The 14,297-nt window shown below is 67.4% G+C and carries 14 protein-coding genes and 1 pseudogene; 10 read left to right on the top strand and 5 right to left on the bottom strand.

What is annotated here, in order from left to right; genetic code table 11:
• Positions 1-28 precede the first annotated feature (28 nt).
• Positions 29-1,033, bottom strand: a pseudogene (locus V6S85_RS01010) (LysR family transcriptional regulator).
• Between V6S85_RS01010 and V6S85_RS26540 the strand changes: the two are divergent.
• Together V6S85_RS26540 and V6S85_RS01005 are read left to right on the top strand one after the other, a co-directional pair.
• On the top strand, positions 944-1,189 hold the full coding sequence (locus tag V6S85_RS26540; protein WP_442885635.1) for a carboxymuconolactone decarboxylase family protein: 246 nt from the start codon (positions 944-946) through the stop codon (positions 1,187-1,189). The pseudogene V6S85_RS01010 and the gene V6S85_RS26540 overlap by 90 nt on opposite strands.
• Positions 1,190-1,216: 27 nt before the next feature.
• On the top strand, positions 1,217-1,678 hold the full coding sequence (locus V6S85_RS01005; RefSeq protein ID WP_334347699.1) for a putative quinol monooxygenase: 462 nt from the start codon (positions 1,217-1,219) through the stop codon (positions 1,676-1,678).
• 287 nt (positions 1,679-1,965) lie between these two features.
• Here V6S85_RS01005 and V6S85_RS01000 read toward each other — a convergent pair whose 3' ends face one another.
• The 4 genes from V6S85_RS01000 to V6S85_RS00985 all read right to left on the bottom strand — a co-directional run bounded on the left by V6S85_RS01000 (position 1,966) and on the right by V6S85_RS00985 (position 7,075).
• Positions 1,966-3,315: a carbohydrate porin gene (locus tag V6S85_RS01000; protein WP_334347698.1), complete on the bottom strand. Its 1,350-nt coding sequence runs from the start codon at positions 3,313-3,315 to the stop codon at positions 1,966-1,968.
• 92 nt (positions 3,316-3,407) lie between these two features.
• Complete coding sequence (locus V6S85_RS00995) at positions 3,408-4,886, bottom strand: NosD domain-containing protein (protein WP_334347697.1); 1,479 nt, start codon at positions 4,884-4,886, stop codon at positions 3,408-3,410.
• Positions 4,887-4,928: 42 nt separating this feature from the next.
• Positions 4,929-6,293 (bottom strand): MFS transporter, encoded by a 1,365-nt coding sequence (locus tag V6S85_RS00990; protein ID WP_334347696.1) that lies wholly within the window; start codon positions 6,291-6,293, stop codon positions 4,929-4,931.
• Positions 6,294-6,301: 8 nt separating this feature from the next.
• Positions 6,302-7,075, bottom strand: a complete 774-nt coding sequence (locus tag V6S85_RS00985; RefSeq protein WP_334347695.1) for an IclR family transcriptional regulator domain-containing protein — start codon at positions 7,073-7,075, stop codon at positions 6,302-6,304.
• A 174-nt stretch (positions 7,076-7,249) separates the two neighbouring features.
• Here V6S85_RS00985 and V6S85_RS00980 point away from each other — a divergent pair, with 174 nt between their 5' ends.
• From V6S85_RS00980 to V6S85_RS00945, 8 genes are all read left to right on the top strand, one after another.
• Positions 7,250-7,975: a CoA transferase subunit A gene (locus V6S85_RS00980; protein WP_334347694.1), complete on the top strand. Its 726-nt coding sequence runs from the start codon at positions 7,250-7,252 to the stop codon at positions 7,973-7,975.
• Positions 7,975-8,628: a CoA transferase subunit B gene (locus V6S85_RS00975; protein ID WP_334347693.1), complete on the top strand. Its 654-nt coding sequence runs from the start codon at positions 7,975-7,977 to the stop codon at positions 8,626-8,628. The genes V6S85_RS00980 and V6S85_RS00975 overlap by 1 nt, the downstream gene beginning before the upstream one ends.
• A complete protein-coding gene (gene pcaF, locus V6S85_RS00970; protein WP_334347692.1) occupies positions 8,625-9,824 on the top strand; it encodes a 3-oxoadipyl-CoA thiolase in 1,200 nt (399 codons plus the stop codon). Before V6S85_RS00975 ends, pcaF begins: the two co-directional genes overlap by 4 nt.
• Positions 9,825-9,832: 8 nt before the next feature.
• Positions 9,833-10,549 carry a protocatechuate 3,4-dioxygenase subunit beta gene (gene pcaH / locus V6S85_RS00965; protein WP_442885620.1) on the top strand — a complete coding sequence of 239 codons (717 nt, stop codon included), beginning with the start codon at positions 9,833-9,835 and terminating at the stop codon, positions 10,547-10,549.
• A complete protein-coding gene (gene pcaG, locus V6S85_RS00960) occupies positions 10,539-11,225 on the top strand; it encodes a protocatechuate 3,4-dioxygenase subunit alpha (protein WP_334347691.1) in 687 nt (228 codons plus the stop codon). Before pcaH ends, pcaG begins: the two co-directional genes overlap by 11 nt.
• 21 nt (positions 11,226-11,246) lie before the next feature.
• Positions 11,247-12,395: a 3-carboxy-cis,cis-muconate cycloisomerase gene (gene pcaB / locus V6S85_RS00955; protein ID WP_334347690.1), complete on the top strand. Its 1,149-nt coding sequence runs from the start codon at positions 11,247-11,249 to the stop codon at positions 12,393-12,395.
• Positions 12,395-13,573 carry a bifunctional 3-oxoadipate enol-lactonase/4-carboxymuconolactone decarboxylase PcaDC gene (gene pcaDC / locus V6S85_RS00950; RefSeq protein WP_334347689.1) on the top strand — a complete coding sequence of 393 codons (1,179 nt, stop codon included), beginning with the start codon at positions 12,395-12,397 and terminating at the stop codon, positions 13,571-13,573. Before pcaB ends, pcaDC begins: the two co-directional genes overlap by 1 nt.
• Before the next feature lie 82 nt (positions 13,574-13,655).
• Positions 13,656-14,186 (top strand): SDR family NAD(P)-dependent oxidoreductase, encoded by a 531-nt coding sequence (locus V6S85_RS00945; protein WP_334347688.1) that lies wholly within the window; start codon positions 13,656-13,658, stop codon positions 14,184-14,186.
• Positions 14,187-14,297 lie beyond the last annotated feature (111 nt).

The raw sequence follows: 14,297 nt of genomic DNA, 5'->3' as shown, positions 1-14,297 counted from the left end.
GACCTTCAGAGCGGCCTTTACGAGGTGTTCAGCCTCGATAGCGCAACGCGTCGACGACGAGCGTGAAGGCGCGGTTAGATGGCCTGCGCTTCGGATAGTAGAGGTGGTAACCGGCTGACGGCGGCGTCCAGTCGGCCAAGACCTGGATCAGTCTGCCCTGTTCGATATCTTCCTCCACGAAATCCGCTGGAAGATAGGCCAGTCCCAAGCCGGCGATCGCCATCTCAAGGCTCATCGTGATGGTGTTGAACGTTAGCTGTCCGGTGGCTCTGACCTTCAGCTCGCGTCCGTCCTTGGCAAACGGCCAGGCCCAAAAGCCGCCAGACGACGGCAGGCGCAGATTAATGCAGGCGTGACCGGTAAGGTCATGGGGCGTCAGCGGCGCCGCTCACCCCTCCTTCTGAAAATAGGTAGGCGCGCCGACGACCGCCATCTTGAAGTCTGGGCCGATCGGCACAGCGATAATGTCCTGATCAACCTGTTCGCCGAGGCGTACGCCTGCGTCGAAGCGCTCGGCGACGATGTCGACAAGACGATAGTCGTTGATGATCTCGACCTTCAAATCCGGATAGTCCGGCATGAGCTTGGCCAAAGCCGGCGCCAGCATCGACATCGAGGCATGCTCGACGGACGTTATGCGAATGCTGCCGGCTGGCTTGCCGCGGAGATCGCTCAGCGAGGCCAGGCTTTCGTCCAAACGCTGCAGGGCCAGCGCCAGGGTCTGCAAGAGCCGCTCCCCGGCCTCGGTCGGCGCGACGCTTCGCGTCGTGCGCGTGAGCAGCGGCAAGCCCAGGCTGGCCTCCAGGCGTCGCACGATCTGGCTCAGCGCTGACTGAGACATACCCAGTTTCGCCGCCGCCCTTGTGAAGCTTCGTTCCTCGGCGACGACCACGAACGCCGTCAGGTCGGCTACACCACCGACTATCTCTCTCGCGACCTTTGGCTGCGCCCCGACCTTGCGCCGCGCGACCGCAGTCTGGTGACGGTGTCGGCGCTCATCGCTTCTGGTCAGGGGGCGCAGGTTCCGTTTCACCTGAACCGAGCAATGGACAACGGCCTGACCCAGGAACAAGCGGCGGAAGTGATAACCCATCTGGCGTTCTATGCCGGCTGGCCCAACGCCATGTCCGCCCTGCCGGTCGCCAAGGAGGTTTTCGTCAAGCGCGCGGACAAGGCTGCGCCGAGATAGTCTCGACCAAACGCGAGGAATGAGAAGATGCGAGGATTTATCCGCGACGCCAAGAAGAGAGGAAAGGCGGGCTGGCAGTTCGGCGCGGCCTTGGCGCTTGGCTTTGGCTCCGATGCCAGCGCCGCCGCCGATCCTGGCCCGCCAATGGTGCGTATTGCTGAGATCGAAATCGATCCCCCGCAACTCCAGGCCTACAAGGCGATCCTCGCGGAGGAGCAAGAAGCCTCCGTCCGCCTGGAGCCTGGCGTCCTGATGCTTCACTCGGTGGCGGTCGGGGACGCGCCGACGCAGATTCGCTTGCTGGAGGTCTATGCCAGCCGCGCCGCCTATGAGGCCCACCTCAAGGCACCCCATTTCATCAAGTACAAAACCGCGACTGAGAAGATGGTGAAGTCGCTCAAGCTCGTACCGGTTTCGCCGATCCTGCTCTGCGCCAAGTCCAGCGGCGCAAGCGGGAGCGGACCGTGCCTTCTAGGCGCAGCTCAATAGAAGCTGCTCCGCCGCTAGTGTCGGTTATTCCGCCTGCATTTTGACTCACGAGTGACTGAGTAGGGCCACACTGCGCCATTCGCTGGCGTTAGCTTCCTTCCACGCAGCAGACATTCCGCCCACTAGGTCAACGGGCGCGATCAACCCTATACAGACCTATTAATGTAGAGTTCAAATTGTGGAACACGCTTAGGATGGCCGAGTTGGCCTACATCAAGAGTTCTCGCGCGCAGCCCAGGTCACGCTGGCCGAGAACTATATCGGCCTATCGGTCGTCTAGAGGCGGTTCAGAAGGCCGCCCGCAGGGTCAGACCCGAGACCCAGGCGTCCGGGATCGTTCCGGTCGCGCCGGGGCGTCGGATGAACTGGATGTTGGGCCGCACCACCAGCCATCCGGTCGCCTGGGCGGCATAGAAGGCCTCTAGCGAACTCTCGCTGGTCTGCACGCCGCTGCTGTTTCCGGTCAGGCCCGCTTGCTCGCGCTGGGCCGCCTCCAGCCGCGGATTGACCCGCGCATAGGCCACGGCCACGCCGAGCTTATCCTTGGGGCGAGCGGAGAACGGCGCGGTGCGCACCAGGCCCGCGCTGTAGAAACGGCTGTAGCGGGCGGTGGAGCGGTCGAACATCAGGGCATTGGCGAAGACGCTAAGCGAGGCCCCCCCCTTGCGCCAGACCATCTGCTCGCCCATCGCCCAGGCGCCCCAACGGCTATCCTCTAGAACCGGTCTCGTGCCGTTCAGCACGTAGGAGCGGCCAACGGCGTCGCTGTAGACGTTGGAACGCTCGGCCGTCTCGTAGTAGCCGCCGACGTGATAAAAGCCTGGCAAGCCGCCCAGACCTTTGGCGTCGCCCTTGTCGGGCTTGGTCCAGCCGATCTCGACGGGGACCAGCACGCCGTTGGAATCGATGGCCAGGTTCCAGCCCTTGTTCTCCAGCACGCGGTAGGCGTCGACCTCGTAGATCCCGGCGATGAAGGTCCAGTCCTTGGCCGGCCGCAGCCTGGCCCGCAGGCCCCAGCGCGGGGCCGGATAGCCCGAAAATCCGCTGTTGAAGAGCAATGCCGGAGAGCGCGGGCAGAAGGCGAAGTTCTGGAAGTTGCAGTTGAGGGCCGAGGAAGCGAAGTCGTCGCCGGTATGCATCAGGCCGGCCTTGAGGTTGAAGCGGTCGCCAGCGACGGCCTGGGCCCAGGTCAGTTCCGAAATCCGGAAGTCCATGCCCGCGCCATAGAGTTCCTGGACCATGAAGAGGTTGCCGATCCCCTCGGCCGAGAGGTTGCGGCCGGTGCGTTCCTCGACGGCGAAATTGACGACGCCGCCCTCGATCCCGGCAAGCTTGCCCATGTCGAGCACCGCGCGGGCATTGAGCTCCTGGGTGTAGCCACCGACGCCGCCGCCTTCCCTGCCGCCCGACATTGTCATGGCGCTCTCGGAGGCATAGCCGGCGGCCAGCGTCACGCCCTTGGCCTTCAGGCGCGAGCGCAGGCCGCCCCAGTCGCCGGTCAGGGTGGAGCGCACCTTCCAGTCCTGAGGGGCCCCGTTCGGGCTCGGCGAGAGGGCTTCAGCCGCCTGGGCCACACCGGCGATAGCTAGCACGGAGGGCGCCAGCATCGAGGCGGCCAGCATCAGGATCCGCGACATGGGGATCTCCTTCGCGGTCCGTGGGGATCCGCGTCACAAAGGTCGAAAGGGTGACCGGGCTCCGCTGTGGGGGGGCCGCGGAGCCCGGTCGATCAGCGCCCCAGGGGGGAAGGCGCGCTGAAACTGGAGGTCGCGCCTCCGGCCGAGGTGGCCGTGGCGGTCAGGATCTTGCCAAAGACGGTCTGGGGCAGCTGGATCGAGAATCGCGCCAGCCCCTCGGCGTCGGCCGAAACCACTTGGTCGGCCACGAAAGTCTGGCCCTGGTTGGTCCCGGCCGTCTGATTGGCGAACAGTTCGACGGTGACTGCCTGCCCCGGCGAGGTCTGGACGTGGCCCTCGGCCTTGCCGACCTTGATCCGCGCTATGACCGGCGCGGCCTGGCCGCCGTTGGGCAGGCCCTGGCAGGGTTGGGCCTCTGGGCAGATGCGGGCCATCTTGCTGGTGTCGGTCGAGACGCCGTAGCCGCGCTTGCCGACGAAGCTGGCATGTTCCAGCCCCGGCAAGCCCAGAACGACGCCGCCCTTGGCCAGCTTGGGATCGCAACTGCCGCCGGCCGAACAGCGGCTGATCGGGGCGGCGTTGGCGAAGATGCTGTTGCGGCTGATGCGGTTGGCGGTCGCCCCGGCCTCGGGCCGCACGGCCACCCCCACGGCGTTTCCGGTGATGGTGTTGCCGTCGACGATATTGCCCTCGCCGGTCAGGCTCACCCCGAAGCCGTTGGCACGGAAGATGTTGGCGCCCAGATAGTTGCGGCTGCCCCAGTTGATCTGCAGGCCGTCGGTGTAGTTCTGGAAGAGGTTGCGCACGACGGTGTTGTCGTTGCCGCGCAGGATCTCGATGCCCTGCGAAGGCTCCAAATTGTCCTCGCCGGCGTCGAACACGTTGTCGGCCACCAGGTTGAAGGCCGCGCCGCGGGTCAATTCCAGCCCGTCGCCGTTCTCGTAGAAGACGTTGCGCAGCACCTTGTTGTTGATGGTGGTGGTCGCGGTCGAACCGCCCTGCCCGTCATCGCCGCTGAACATCACGCCCGCGCCGCCGATGTTGCGCACAATGCGGTTGTCGTGAATCGAGGAATTGCTTGTGCGCAGCACCAGCACGCCAATGCAGAAGTTGCGCACTTCAAGCCCAGTCAGCTCGACCTCGCGAGTGTCGATCAGGACCAAGCCCGGCTTGGTGGTGGTGCGGACATTGGTGCCGTACTCTGCCGGATTGGCGCCGGGGCAGTCCTTCAGGTCCCGCTTGATGTAGCCGGAGCCGTCGATGGCGGTGAACCGACCATCGGCCTTCCACGCGGTCCCCTCGATCTTGACCGGCCCCTTGATCGGCGGCAGCGGGCGATCGATGCGCAGGGTGAGCGCCCCCTGCCCGACCGGCGTGATCTCGATCCGGTAGTGGCCTGGTTGGCCGTTGCTGGTCTCGATGGCCCAGCGCAGCGAGCCCGGCTGGCCGTCGTCGGCATAGTGATCGACCGTCAGCACCTGCCGGGAGTCAGCTGCGACCACGGTCTGGGCCTGAGCCGTCATGGGGACAGCCAGCAGGACGGCGGCAAGGAAGAGAGCGGACTTGCACATGAGGGAGGTCCTTGGGGGTGAAAGGTCCTTGCGGCGGGGATGTCAGGTCGGCTGGGTTAGGACGCGGGGCGCATGACGGCGCATCAGGGCCAGACTGACGAAGGTGCAGACCATGGTCAGGGCGATGGTCCCGAAATAGGCCGCGCCTCCGGCCGACACGACCGACGCCCCGACGAAGGAGCTGACGATGGCGCCCAGCCGGCCGATGGCTGCGGTGGCGCCCACGCCGGTCGCGCGGATGGCGGCCGGATAGACCTGGGCGGCTAGGGCATAGAGGGTGGTCTGCACGCCGTTGATGAAGGCGCCAGCGACGAAGAGTTCGGCCAGCAGACGGATCTCGCCATGGGCCGGGTCGAGCGGGGTAAGGGTCAGCACCAAGCAGGAAGCCACCGCCCCGCCGGCCATGACCAGCATCGAGACTCGCGAGCCGAAGCGCAGGATCGCCCAGGCCCCGCCGATCGCGCCCAGGACCCCGCCGAGATTGAAGGCCGCCAGGCCGCCGCTGGAGGTGGCCAGGTCGAAGCCCGCCCCCGACAGCAGCGACGGCGCCCAGCTGAACACCACATAGGTAGACAGGATGCAGAAGAAGAACGCGGCCCACAGCGCCACGGTGTCCAGGCGATAGGCGCTGGCGAAGAGCTGAGCGAACGAGCCCTGCTTGACCTTGGCCTCGCCCAGGTCGGCATAGCCCGCCCCGCGGTGGTCGTGGCCCAGCCGCGCCATAACCTTATCGAGATCGGCGGCGCGGCCCGGCCGGGCGGCCAGGAAGCGCGGCGATTCGGGCAACAGGACGTAGAGGACCCCTGCCAGAACCAGGGGCGCGGCGCCGCCCATCAGGAACAGCGCTCGCCAGCCGAGGTCCGGCAGCACCTTGGCGGCGATCAGACCGCCCAAGAGACCGCCCAGCGGGATGCAGACGATGCCCAGGGTCACCGCCAAGCTGCGCCGACGCGTGGGACTGAACTCGGCGATCAAGGTAGTGGCGTTGGGCATGGCCGCGCCCAGGCCAAAGCCGGAGATCGTGCGCAAGACGCCCAACCAGACGAGGTCGTGGACGAAGGCCGAGGCCAGGGTCGACAGGCCGAAGACCGTCACCGCCGCGATCAGCGCCAGGCGCCGGCCGATCCGGTCGCCCAGCAGGCCGCCCAGAGCCGTGCCAAGGCTCATGCCCAAAAAGCCGCTGGCGAAGATCGGCGCAAATGCCTGTCGGCTGACGCCCCATTCCTTGACGATGGCCGGGATGGCGAAGCCCAGGACCTGGTTGTCGAAGCCGTCGAGGATCACCGCCAGAGCGGTCAGCAGCAGGACCAGCTTCTGATAGCCGCTCCAGGCGCCGTTATCGAGCAGCGGGCCGATTTCAATGGCGCCGGACGGCGCGCGGTCGGGGGTGGGAGATGAAGGGGTCATGGCGGCCTCTAGGCGGCGGAAATGATGCGCCCGGCCGCCCCCAGCAGCACGGGCAGGACGTGTTCGATCAGGTGTTCGGGCGTGGTGCGGCCCGCCTGGCTGGAAACATTGATCGCCGCGGTGACGCGACCGGCGCGGTCGCGCAGCGGCACGGCGATCGACATCAGGCCCAGCTCCAGCTCCTGATTGGTGAGCGACCAGCCCTGCTGGGCGGTGCGCCGCAGGATGGCGCGGATCTCGTCGGGGTCGGTGACGGTGTGAGGCGTGAGCTTTTCGAAGGTCCGGCCCTCTAGCAGCCGTTCCAGCTCGGCGACCGGCCGGTGCGCCAGCAGCATGCGTCCCATCGAGGTGTGGAAGGCCGGCAGACGGCTCCCCACCCGCAGGCCCACAGCCATGATCCGGCTGGCCGCAACGCGGGCGACATAGACAATTTCGTCGCCGTCCAGAACGCTGGCCGAGCACGACTCGCCCAACTGCCGAGTGACGTCGGTCAGGACGGTCGAAGCCCCCTCCCAGACATCGAGCGACGACAGATAGGCGTAGCCTAGGTCCAGAGTGCGTGGGGCCAGGCCGAAGGTCTTGCCGTCGGCCACCGCATAGCCTTCCGCCACCAGGGTCAGCAGGAACCGACGGGTGGCCGCCCGCGTGAGCCCGGTGCGCGCGGCGACTTCACTGAGGGTCATGCGCGGGTGTTCGGCGTCGAAGGCGCGGATGACGTCCAACCCTCGGGCGAAGGTCTGCACGTAGTCCTTGCTGGCGATGTCTCCAGGCGGACCGGCCATGGCGTGCTCCCTAATTTTATCGCCGATGTCAGTTTATCGGCTTATTTGTGCGATATACGCACATTTGTGCGATATGTTGACGGCATCGGGATAAGGAGCTTAATTCCGCTCACGCCGCAAGGCCTCAGTTTTTGACAAAATTGTCTAAAATGTCGGTTCGGAGAGCCCATCCGCATGAAGAGCAAGATCTACGACAGCGCCGCCGCGGCGCTTGAGGGCGTCGTCTTCGATGGCATGACGATGATGTCTGGGGGCTTTGGCCTGTCGGGCAATCCCGACACCCTGATCCCGGCCCTGAAGGACACGGGCGTGAGGGGGCTGACGGTGATCAGCAACAACTGCGGGGCCGACGGGTTTGGCCTATGGCAGCTGCTCAACAACGGCCAGATCAGGAAAATGATCTCCAGCTATGTCGGCGAGAACAAGCTGTTCGAACAGCTCTACTTGTCCGGCGAGCTTGAGCTGGAACTGAACCCGCAAGGCACCCTGGCCGAGCGGATCCGCGCCGGCGGCGCGGGCATCCCGGCCTTCTACACCAAGACCGGCGTGGGCACGGTGGTGGCCGAGGGAAAGCCGGTCGAGACCTTCGAAGGCGAGGACTATGTGCGCGAGACCTGGCTGCGGGCCGATTTGGCGATCATCAAGGCCTGGAAGGCCGATCCGGAAGGCAACCTGATGTTCCGGATGACCGCCCGCAACTTCAACCCGGTGATGGCTACGGCCGGCAAGGTCACCATTGTCGAGGTCGAGGAGATCGTCGAGGCCGGCGAACTGGACGCCAACACGATCCACACCCCCGGCATCTATGTCGACCGCATCATCCGCTCGACAATCAACGAAAAGCGCATCGAGAAACTGACCACTCGCCCCCGCGACCCGCAAGCTGGAGACAACACGTAATGGCCTGGACCCGCGATCAAGTGGCGGCCCGCGCCGCCAAGGAGCTGCAGGACGGCTTCTACGTCAACCTCGGCATCGGCATCCCGACCCTGGTGGCCAACCACATTCCCGCCGGCGTGCACGTCACCCTGCAGAGCGAGAACGGCATGCTGGGCATGGGCCCCTTCCCCTACGAGGGCGAGGCCGACCCAGACCTGATCAACGCCGGCAAACAGACCATCACCAAGCTGCCGACCTCCAGCTTCTTCGACAGCGCCCAGAGCTTCGCCATGATCCGCGGCGGGCACATCGACCTGACGGTGCTGGGCGCGATGGAGGTGGCCCAGAACGGCGACATCGCCAACTGGACCATCCCCGGCAAGATGGTGAAGGGCATGGGCGGCGCCATGGACCTGGTCGCGGGCGTCAAGCGCGTTATCGTGGTCATGGACCACGCCAACAAGGCCGGCGAAAGCAAGGTCCTGGAACGTTGCGCTCTGCCCCTGACGGGCCAGGCCTGCGTTGACATGATCATCACCGACCTCTGCGTGTTCACCGTCGACAAGAAGGCGGCCGGCGGCGGCCTGACCCTGGTCGAACTGGCCCCGGACGTCACTCTCGACGAGGTCAAGGCCAAGACCCACGCCAAGTTCAACCCGGGAGCCTTCCAATGACCGTGGCCTATATCTGCGACGCCATCCGTACGCCGTTCGGCCGCTACGGCGGTTCGTTGTCCAAGGTGCGCGCTGACGACCTGGCGGCGGTCCCGATCAAGGCCTTGATGGCCCGCAATTCCGGCCTCGACTGGGGTGCGGTTGATGAGGTGATCCTGGGCTGCGCCAACCAGGCCGGCGAGGACAACCGCAACGTCGCCCGCATGGCCGCCCTGCTGGCGGGCCTGCCGGAAACCGTACCGGGCGTCACCGTCAACCGCCTGTGCGCCTCGGGACTGGAAGCGGTCGGCGCGGCCGCCCGCGCCATCCTCTCAGGCCAGGCCGACCTCATCGTCGCTGGCGGCGTCGAGAGCATGAGCCGCGCGCCGTTCGTGATGGGCAAGGCCGACAGCGCCTTCTCGCGCGCCGCCAAGATCGAGGACACCACGATCGGCTGGCGCTTCGTCAATCCGGCGATGCAGAAGGCCTACGGCGTCGATTCCATGCCCGAGACCGCCGAGAACGTCGCGACCGACTATGGCGTGAGCCGGCAGGACCAGGACGCCTTCGCCCTGCGCAGCCAGCAGCGCGCGGCCGCGGCCATCGCCGCCGGCTTCCTCGCCGGCGAGATCACACCGGTCGAGATTCCTGGCAAGGCCGGCCCCACGATCGTCGACCGCGACGAGCATCCACGCGAAACCACGCTGGAAGCCCTGGCCAAGCTGAAGCCCGTGGTCCGCGAAGGCGGCACGGTGACGGCCGGCAACGCCTCGGGCGTCAATGACGGCGCCGCGGCGATCGTCCTGGCCTCCGAAGACGCCGTGAAGCGGCACGGCCTCACGCCGCGCGCCCGCGTCGTGGGCTACGCCACCGCCGGCGTCGCCCCACGCGTGATGGGCATCGGACCCGTGCCGGCCACCCAGCGCCTGCTGGCTCGTACGGGCCTGACGATCGGCGACTTTGACGTCGTCGAGCTTAACGAGGCCTTCGCCGCCCAGGGCCTGGCGGTGCTGCGCCAGTTGGGCCTGGCCGACGACGGCGCGCACGTAAACCCCAACGGCGGGGCGATCGCCCTGGGCCACCCGCTGGGCGCTTCCGGCGCGCGCCTGGCCCTGACGGCCTTGCGCCAACTGGAAGCCACGGGCGGCAAGCGCGCCCTGGCCACCCTCTGCATCGGCGTGGGCCAAGGCGCCGCCCTCGCCCTCGAACGCGTCTAGGAGCCGCCATGAGCTTGATCCTGCCCTATGCCCGCGAGGACGTCGGCCAACCGCCGTCCCTGGCGCCCGGCTACGCCTCAACCGTCGCCCGCTCGCCCCGCCAGCCCTTGGTCAAGATTCCCCACACCCTGACCGAGACCACCGGGCCGGCCGGATGCTGGGAGAACCTTATGGGCTCTTCGCTGGCCGACCTGACCGCTCAGCACAAGGGCACGCCCCAAGGCCAGCGCATCGTGGTCTCCGGCCGCGTGCTCGACGAGCAAGGCCGCCCCGTGCCCAATACGGTCATGGAGATCTGGCAGGCCAACGCCGCCGGCCGCTACATCCACAAGAAGGACCAGTGGGACGCCCCGCTGGATCCCAATTTCACCGGCGCGGGCCGCGTCGTTACCGACGACCGGGGCCGCTACCAGTATGTGACCGTCCGACCGGGCGCCTATCCGTGGGGCAACCACCACAACGCCTGGCGACCCTCGCACATCCATCTGTCGCTGCTTGGCCCGGCCTTCGCCACCCGCCTCGTCACCCAGATGTATTTCCCCGACGATCCGCTGATCGAGATCGACCCGATCGCCAACGCCGTGCCCATGCCGTTCCGCGACCGCATGGTGTCGCGCTTCGACATCGAGACCACCAAGCCCAACTGGGCCCTGGGCTATCTTTTCGACGTCGTGCTGCGCGGCCGCGACGCGACTCCGACCGAGGACGACCATCATGACGACTGAGCAGGTCAATCCGGCGCCCCGCCACGACAACCAGGACCCGGCCCTGTTCGGCCAGACCCCGTCCCAGACCGTCGGCCCCTTCTTCCACTACGGCCTGCCCTGGAAGGGCGGCGCGGACCTGGTGGGTCAGTCGGAGATGGGCGCGCGGCCCGAGCTCTTCCCCGAGGAACACTATGTGCTGAACCTCGCGCCGCCCAAGGGCGCCGTCCGCGGCGAGCTGATCACCCTGGAAGGCGTGGTCTATGACGCCGACGGCAAGCCCGTGCCCGACGCCATGATCGAGATCTGGCAGGCCAACGCCGCGGGCCGCTACGTCAGCCCCGGCGACGCCCGCGACCAGATTCCCCTGGACGAAGGCTTCATTGGCTTCGGCCGCGCCTCGACCGACGAGGCCGGCTTCTATCGCTTCAAGACCGTGCGACCAGGCGCCGTGCCCGGGCCGGGCGCCAGCCTCCAGGCCCCGCACATCGCCGTCAGCATCTTCGGGCGCGGCGTGATCAAGCGCCTGGCCACCCGGGTCTATTTCGAGGACGCGGCCCAGAACGCCGCCGACCCGATCCTGGCCCTGGTCCCGGCCGAGCGCCGCCACACCCTGGTGGCCCGCAAGCAGGACGACGCTTGGCGCTTCGACATCGTCTTGCAAGGCAAGCGCGAAACCGTCTTCTTCGACGTCTGACCGCGCCCAGGAGACACGCCCTTGCCATCCCTGATCCGCGACCGCGCGGCCTCAACGTCCGCCATGCTGGCGATCTTCGGCGACGAGGCCCTGCTACGCGCGGCCCTGCGCTTCGAATCCTCCCTATCGCAAGCGCAGGCCGACGTCGGGGTGATCGACCAGGCCGCCGCTACGAGCATCGCCAAAGCCTGCCTCGAGCGCCCCGACGTCGAAGCCCTGGCCGAGGCGGCGGCCCACGCCGGCACCCTGGCCATCCCTCTGGTCAAATGGCTGCGGGACCAGGTCGCAGGCGACGCCGCCGCCCTGGTCCACAAGGGCGCCACCAGCCAGGACCTGGCCGACACCGCCCTTGTGCTCCAGGCCAAGGCCGGGACAGCGCTGGTGGTCGAAGAGGCCCGCCGCCTGGCGACCGCCCTCGCCGCCCTGACCGAGACCTACGCGGCCACGCCGATGATCGGCCGCACCCTGCTCCAGGCCGCCCTGCCGATCACCTTTGGCCTGAAGACCTCGCAGTGGCTGCTGGGCGTCGACGCGGCCCTCGCCCGCTTCGAAGCCGAAGCCGCAGGCGCTCTACAGGTCCAGCTTGGCGGCGCCACCGGCTCGCTGGCCGGCCTGGACGGCAAGGCCCAGGCCGTCAGCGACCGCCTGGCCGAAATCCTCGACCTCGCCCCCGCCGTCGCACCCTGGCACGCCCGCCGCGAGGCTTTGGCGGGACTGGCGTCTTCACTCGCCATTCTGGTCGGCGCTGTCGGCAAGATCGCCCGCGACCTATCCCTGATGGCCCAGGGCGAGGTGGCCGAGTCCTTCGAGCCGCGCGTCGAAGGGCGTGGCGGCTCCTCGGCCATGGCGCACAAGCGCAATCCCACCGCCTGCCAAACGGCGCTCAGCGCAGCGATCCGCGCGCCTCATCTGGCCGCCACCGTGCTGGCCGCCCTACCCCAGCCTCACGAACGCGACCTTGGCGGCTGGCAGGCCGAAGCGCCGGTGATCGCCGAACTCTTCCAACTGGCCCATGGGGCCCTGGCCGCCATGGCCCCGGTCATCGAGGACCTTGAGGTCCACACTGATCGCATGGCCGCCAACCTCGCCGCCGTCGGCGTAGGGACTGACACGGGCGAGAGCGAGGCCATCGCCCTGCGCGCCCTCACGCACTATCGAAAGGACTGCTGATGGCCTTCGCTAAAGCCGCCGACGGCGCCCGCCTGTATTTCCGCTTCGACGGCGCCGCCGACAAACCCGTGTTGGTTCTGCTGAACTCCATCGGCTGCGACATTGGCCTCTACGACGCCGCCGCGCCGCTGCTGCTGGCGGATTTTCGGCTCCTGCGCCTTGACACCCGCGGCCACGGCGCCTCCGACGCCCCGGCGGGCGACTATACGCTGGACCTGCTGGCCGGCGACGTCCTGGCGGCCATGGAAGCGGCGGGTATCGACAAGGCGGCTGTCTGCGGCACCTCGCTGGGTGGCATGATCGCCATGGAACTGGCCCTGAAAGCCCCTGAACGGCTGACGGGCCTGGTGCTGGCCTGCACCTCGGCCTCCATGGACGCCGCCGCCTGGCAGGCCCGTATCGAAATCGTGCGCGGCCAGGGCGTCGCGGCCATCGCCGACACGGCGTTGGGTCGCTTCTTCTCGGAAGACTTCCGCGCCAAACACCCCGAAGCCGTAGAGACCGTCCGCTCCGGCCTGCTCAGCAGCAGCGCCGAAGGCTATGCCGCGTGCGGCGCGGCCATCCGGGACATGAACCTCTTGGACCGTCTCTCCGGCATCCTCGTCCCAACCCTGGTGATCGGCGGAGCCAAGGACGTCTCCACGCCCTTCGAAGGCCACGGCGACCGCATCGCCGCCGCCATCCCGGGCGCCGCCACGGCGCGGCTCGAGACCGCCCACCTGCCCTCCATCGAAGCCCCCGCCGCCTTCGCCGGCGCCGTGCGTGCCTTCCTCGGCGCCGCCCCGGCCGAACGCGCGGCCAAGGACACCCTGTTCGAGGCGGGCCTCAAAAACCGTCGCAAGGTGCTGGGCGACGCCTGGGTCGACAAGTCGCTGGCCAAGCGCACCGATTTCACCGCCGACTACCAGGCAATGATCACCCGCTATGCTTGGAACGAAATCTGGGGCCGGCCGGGCCTGGACCACGGCACCCGCCGCCTGCTGGTGCTGGCCATCTGCGCCAGCCTGGCCCGCTGGGAGGAGTTTCGGCTGCACGTCCGCGCAGGCCTCGAGCAGGGCGGTTTCACAACCGACGAGCTCAAGGAAGTGCTGATGCAGACGGCGATCTACGCTGGCGTCCCGGCCGCCAATACCGCTTTTGCCGAGGCGACCCAGGTTATCTCCGACCTCGAAACGTGAAGAGCAATTATAAGAAGGACGTCGACGCGTGGCACGGCGCGCCGGAATATATGGAGTCCTATCAGGATCACCTGCATACGCCGTGCAGCAGCGCCACGCCCAGATCGACGGCCTATCCGCCAACGCCGCCGGCGAAGACATGCTGCCGCTGGGCGCGATCACCGAAGCGCACTACGAGGACATCTTGGGCCGCAACGTGAAGGGCGTGATCTTCACCGTGCAGCAGGTGCTGCCACCCCTGTGCGGTGGGGCCAGCGTGATCCTGTCGGTCTCGACTACGGCCACCAACGGCCCCGCGGCCTTTAGCGGCGACAGCGCCTCCAAGGCCGCCGTGCGCAACCTGGCCCGCAGATGGACCCTGGGCCTCGAGAACTGCGGCATCAGCGTCAACGTCGTCAGCCCCGCCCGATCAAGATCTCCGGCTTGGTGGAGCTGGCTGACTTGGACTGGCCCAGCGGTAGGGCCTGCTCGACTACATGGCCAGCCAGACCCCGATCGGTCGCGTCGGCGCGCCCGAGGAGATAGCCAGAGTGTCCTGTTCCTGGCGTCCGATGACTCCGTCCTCATGGCCGGCTCAGGCTTCGCCATCGACAGCGTCATGACCCGAGTCTAGCCGCTGAAGCCTTCCACGCATTCAAGTCCTGATGAGTGGAGGGCGATCACGCGCCAGGAGTAGTCCTCGGATTCCAGCAGCAAGAGCTACCGAAGGCGATCGCCGATTGTA

The sequence above is a fragment of the Caulobacter sp. CCNWLW153 genome (assembly GCF_036889365.1).
Classification (GTDB): domain Bacteria; phylum Pseudomonadota; class Alphaproteobacteria; order Caulobacterales; family Caulobacteraceae; genus Caulobacter; species Caulobacter radicis.
Note: the sequence above shows the minus strand (reverse complement) of the source record. Positions and strands in the feature narration are given on the sequence as shown.